At 45.8% G+C, this 4,676-nt stretch carries 3 protein-coding genes; all 3 read right to left on the bottom strand.

Features of this window, described 5'->3' with window-relative positions; translation table 11 throughout:
- Nucleotides 1-2,626: Hpt domain-containing protein (locus tag HRU21_11635; GenBank protein ID NRA42940.1), on the bottom strand; the 2,626-nt coding region annotated here is incomplete at its 3' end.
- An 18-nt stretch (nt 2,627-2,644) separates the two neighbouring features.
- Complete coding sequence (locus tag HRU21_11630) at nt 2,645-3,493, bottom strand: protein-glutamate O-methyltransferase CheR (GenBank protein ID NRA42939.1); 849 nt, start codon at nt 3,491-3,493, stop codon at nt 2,645-2,647.
- Nucleotides 3,494-3,512: 19 nt separating this feature from the next.
- On the bottom strand, nt 3,513-4,676 hold a 1,164-nt coding region (locus HRU21_11625), incomplete at its 5' end, for a methyl-accepting chemotaxis protein (GenBank protein ID NRA42938.1).

The raw sequence follows: 4,676 nt of genomic DNA, 5'->3' as shown, positions 1-4,676 counted from the left end.
CGCTCACTAACAATACTGCTGCATCTGATGTGTCGACTACTATTTCGGCGTTTTGCAAAGCCTGCTGAAGTAAACCCTCATCACCAGCAAACACCTCTCCAGCCCATTCCGCATCGGCTCGCGCAATCATTGCCTGCAGGACATCTTGACGCACGGCAAACATAGATTTGAAACAGTCGATCATATTTGGCAATAACTGCGTTGCCTGCTGAACAATTAATAAGGCATTATCAGAAATTGTTAAACCGTCCTCAATGATACGATTTAACATGCGCTCAACCGACCAGGCAAATTCCCCGATATCTTCTGCGCCCACCATTCTCCCTGAACCTTTAAGCGTGTGGTAGCTTCGTCGAATTTCAGTTATAGCTTCATTATTTGATTGCGTAGATTCAAGCTGAGGCAAATAGTCATTAATCGTTTGCTCAACTTCTTCAGCCTCCTCAATGAAAATCTCAACAATCTCTTCGTCAGCATCAAGCTCGAGTGACTGATCGGTCATCAAAAAATTGCTTGGCGAGATACCATTAGCTTGTGGCTCTTGCTGTTCATCTGACTGAATATCAGATTGAGCATTGTTTTGAGCTTCATCAATGGTAACATCGCTAGCTACGGCCTCATCTACCGATGCTGCATTCGACTGTAGAGCTGGCTCAGAAAAGTTAGCCGCTTGCAGATCATCAGTAAGCTGCTGCGACATCGCTACGATGCCAGCAATTTGCTCAGTATCGAAGGCTTCGCGACTCTCGAAGCTGCTGATTAAGGCAGGCACGATATCTGCAGTCTGCGTTAAAATTTCAAGCATGCTTTCTGTAACCGGCTGCTGATTTTCGATACAGCTGGTAAGCATCTGCTCTATCGATTGAGCACATGCTGAAATATCATCAGCACCGACGAGTCGACCAGAGCCTTTTAAGGTATGAAATGCGCGACGCAAAGACTCGAGCTCATTAGCATTGGCAGTGTCTTGTTTGAGCGTGATTAAACTTGCATCTATCGAGGACAAAACATCTTTCGCCTCTTCAGCAAAGATATCCAGTATTTCATCATCAACCTCAACGGCATGTGAAATTAAAGATTCCGCTGTTGCATCTTCATCTAACCTGACAGCTATATTTTCATGCGAATCTGCACGTAAATTCAAAAGCGACTGCTGACAAACTGTTGCATTTTCAAGAATATTATCCAGCTGTCTAACAGACTGCGACTCGAAACATTCGAGGTAGTATTCAATAGCACTGATGATATCTGCTAACAGCTCTATCTTTTCAAAGCTCGGTAACGGCTGCTGCTGATCAAGCAAACTATCGACTTGTTCACTTACGGTTGATAGCAATGGTAACAGCGCCTGAAATGGGCAAAGTCTCAACGCTTCGGCAACCGCCGCCACCATAGCTGGAACGTCTACGATACAGCTCACATCCCATTGATTTGCAACGTAGGCGACAATAGCGCTTTTAATTTTATCAAGCTGCAAACGATTCTCTGTTAGCAGGCTCGTTAATTGTGCATAGAATTTTGACTTATCAATGGTTGAAGCACGCTCCAACACTGCATCAAATTGCTGCTTTAACTCTAGCTCGCCATTATCAATAATCCACTCAGGGTCAATAAGCGCTATGGTTTTCACAATCATATGATACGTCTGGTCAGACTGTGATTGCCCTGACAATGCATTAAGCACTGAGGAAGTAAGACTATTGAATAGCCTGTGCTGCAGATCCAGCTGCAGTTTCTCGGCTACTGCCTGTTCGAGGTGATACTCTGAACGCAGCGATAAAATTTTGGCCGTCGGCGATTCATCGGTAGCCACGCTGTATAGCAGCGCGTTTATGAAATTATTTTCAACTTTTCGATTAAACTCTGTTGTGCCAGCATCTAACAGGCGCTTTAATTGCGCATCTATTTGCTTAAGTACCGACTTGGTTTCTGAACTTGGTGCTTCTGCTGCAATATGCATACTTTCAGTAACCGCACTGGCAATTTGCCAAAAGCCTGCCGAAGCAGTATTCGCGCTAATCTTTTCTAATGTTGCGCTTACCTTGTAAATTAGCTGATAATTATCTGCTAAAGATTGACCTCGCAAAATGCCGATTAAACCTGCCTGAAACGATTGACGCATCCGTCTAATTAATTCATCAAATTCTTCGTTGCTAATACTGGCCTGCTTAGGTTTTTCAGGCGTGATAATCGCCGTTTCTGGCTCAAAAAAATCAGCAGCTGACAAACGTTCTTGCTCTAGCGCGTCACGAATTTGATTCATTACTGGCAATAGTTGACTGGGTGATTCGCTATGTGTTTTTGCCGTTTCCGCAAGATACTCTATTAAGGTAATAATTCCGACGCGGATAATATCGGCAAACCGCGAGCGTACATCAGTATTTTGCTCATCTAACGTTTTGTTTAACAGCGCTTCGACTTCCAAGGCAAACTGTGCAGGCCGATGCAACTCAATCATGGTTAAGCTGCCGCTCGCTTGGTAAATATAGGTAATACAAAATCGAAGTTTAGTGATATCGTCAGGACGTTGAATAAAATCATCTAATGCATTAAGCGCTTGGGAAAGCGTTACAGCGATCTCATCATTTAGCCAATCCAAGGCAATGTAGCTTTTAGACTCTGACATATTTACTAAAACCTTCGACTATTCCATGCATTTCAAAAATGCCTGCACTGCCTCGTGCTCAATCTTTTTAACAGCTGAATTCTGCCACCCTTGCGCTTCAGCACTGCCAATTATGAGCACGCCGCCTGGACGCAGGCGGGTGACCAACTCGTCAAGCACAGAAAACTGCACTTGTTTGGTAAAATAAATCAACACATTGTGACAGAAAATAACATCCATATTCCGCACAGGCAATTGCTGCAGGTCCACTAAGTTTGCCTGAACGAAACAGACGCGGCTTTTGAGCTGTTGATTAATATAATAGCGAGAGTCTTTTTGCTCAAAGAACTCTGCCTTCATTTCATCATCAATCACCTCTAGCTTGCGCTTTGCATATTGCCCACGCTTAGCTTGTGACAAAGTTGACAAACAGATATCTGTTGCCGTGACACCGAAATATTTTTGTTGCTTCAAGCTGCGTAAACATTGATGTGCAGTAATCGCTAGTGAATAGGCTTCTTCACCGGTAGAGCATGCTGCACTCCAAATTTCTAATGACTCAGCATTATGCGAGGGCAGATAGTCGAGCAAGAACTCTTTCACAAATAAAAAGGCATCGGGGTCGCGAAAAAACCGTGTTTCTTTGATGGTCAGATTTTTAAGCAGCGCTTGCCATTCAGCTGCACCTCGAGCGCCCGAGCTAACTTGCAGATAATATTCACGATAAGATTTAATGCCCAGCTCAATCAAACGCTGAGATAGGCCGGTATTCAGCATATGCTTATGCTTATCGAAGTTAATACCGGTTCGACGCTCTAACAACAGCTGCCAATCGGAGAATTCCTGCTCCGACAGCTTTGGCAGCTGATTAATTTGCCAATTGGCCATTTGACTAGATTAGCAACAATTATGCAGCTTCGTGATTCACCTCATCAGGCAGGGTGAAACCAGCAACCGAATTACGCAGCTCGGTAGCCATGTCGGCTAAGTTACCGATATTTCTGGCTGTTGCTGTAGTACCGGCATTGGTCTGTTGGGTAATCTCTTGGATAACGTTCATCGTGTTCGAAATATGGCCTGCAGATGCGGCTTGCTGACGGGCTGCATTCGAGATGTTTTGAATCAGGTCGGCCAGTTCTGCCGATACTTTCTCGATTTCAGTCAGTGCCATACCCGCATCTTGAGCAAGACGCGCACCTCTAACAACCTCTGAGGTGGTTTGCTCCATCGAGATAACCGCTTCGTTGGTATCTGACTGGATGGTTTTAACCAGTGCTTCAATCTGCTTGGTTGCTGCTGAAGAGCGTTCCGCCAGACGCTGAACCTCATCCGCAACCACCGCGAAACCACGACCGGCGTCACCGGCCATCGACGCTTGAATCGCGGCGTTTAGTGCCAGGATGTTGGTTTGGTCTGCGATGTCGTTAATTAACGATACGATATCACCGATTTCCTGTGACGATTCACCCAGTCGCTTAATACGTTTCGAGGTATCCTGAATCTGCTCACGAATCATATCCATGCCGTTAATGGTGTTTTGTACCACTTCCGCACCACGGTTGGCGATTTCAACCGATCTTTCCGCAACCGTCGCCGATTCTGAAGCGTTTGCCGATACCTGGTCGATGGTCACCGCCATCTCGTTAACAGCGGCCGATGCACCGGCAATCTCTTGCGCTTGATGCTCGGAGGCTTCGGCTAAGTGCAAGGCGGTAGACTGCGTTTCTTCCGATGCCTTCGATACCCTGATGGCCGTGTCGTTAATTTGCGATACCAGGATACGTAATTGATCGATGGTAAAGTTAATCGAGTCAGCGATCGCACCAGTGAAGTCCTCAGTTACCGTCGCAGTGGTCGTTAAGTCACCATCAGCAAGGTCAGCCAGTTCGTCCAGTAAGCGCAAGATAGCTTGCTGGTTACGCTCATTGGTAGCGCCCGTTTCGGTTAAACGTGTACGGGTATTCATGAAGCGTAGTACACCAATCATCGCAGCGAGAAGGGCAATGACCACCACCGCGGTAATGGCAGATACAGAAGACTCATATACTGGTCTGCGCGACTCTAAGTCGTT

The organism is Pseudomonadales bacterium (assembly GCA_013215025.1).
Classification (GTDB): Bacteria; Pseudomonadota; Gammaproteobacteria; order Pseudomonadales; family DT-91; genus DT-91.
The sequence above is the reverse complement of the archived record's forward strand: the minus strand, read 5'-3'. Positions and strand labels throughout refer to the sequence as shown.

Excerpts from the sequence above, each read along its gene's own strand:
- HRU21_11630 (NRA42939.1), bottom strand. The coding sequence starts at position 3,493 with ATGGCCAATTGGCAAATTAATCAGCTGCCAAAGCTGTCGGAGCAGGAA.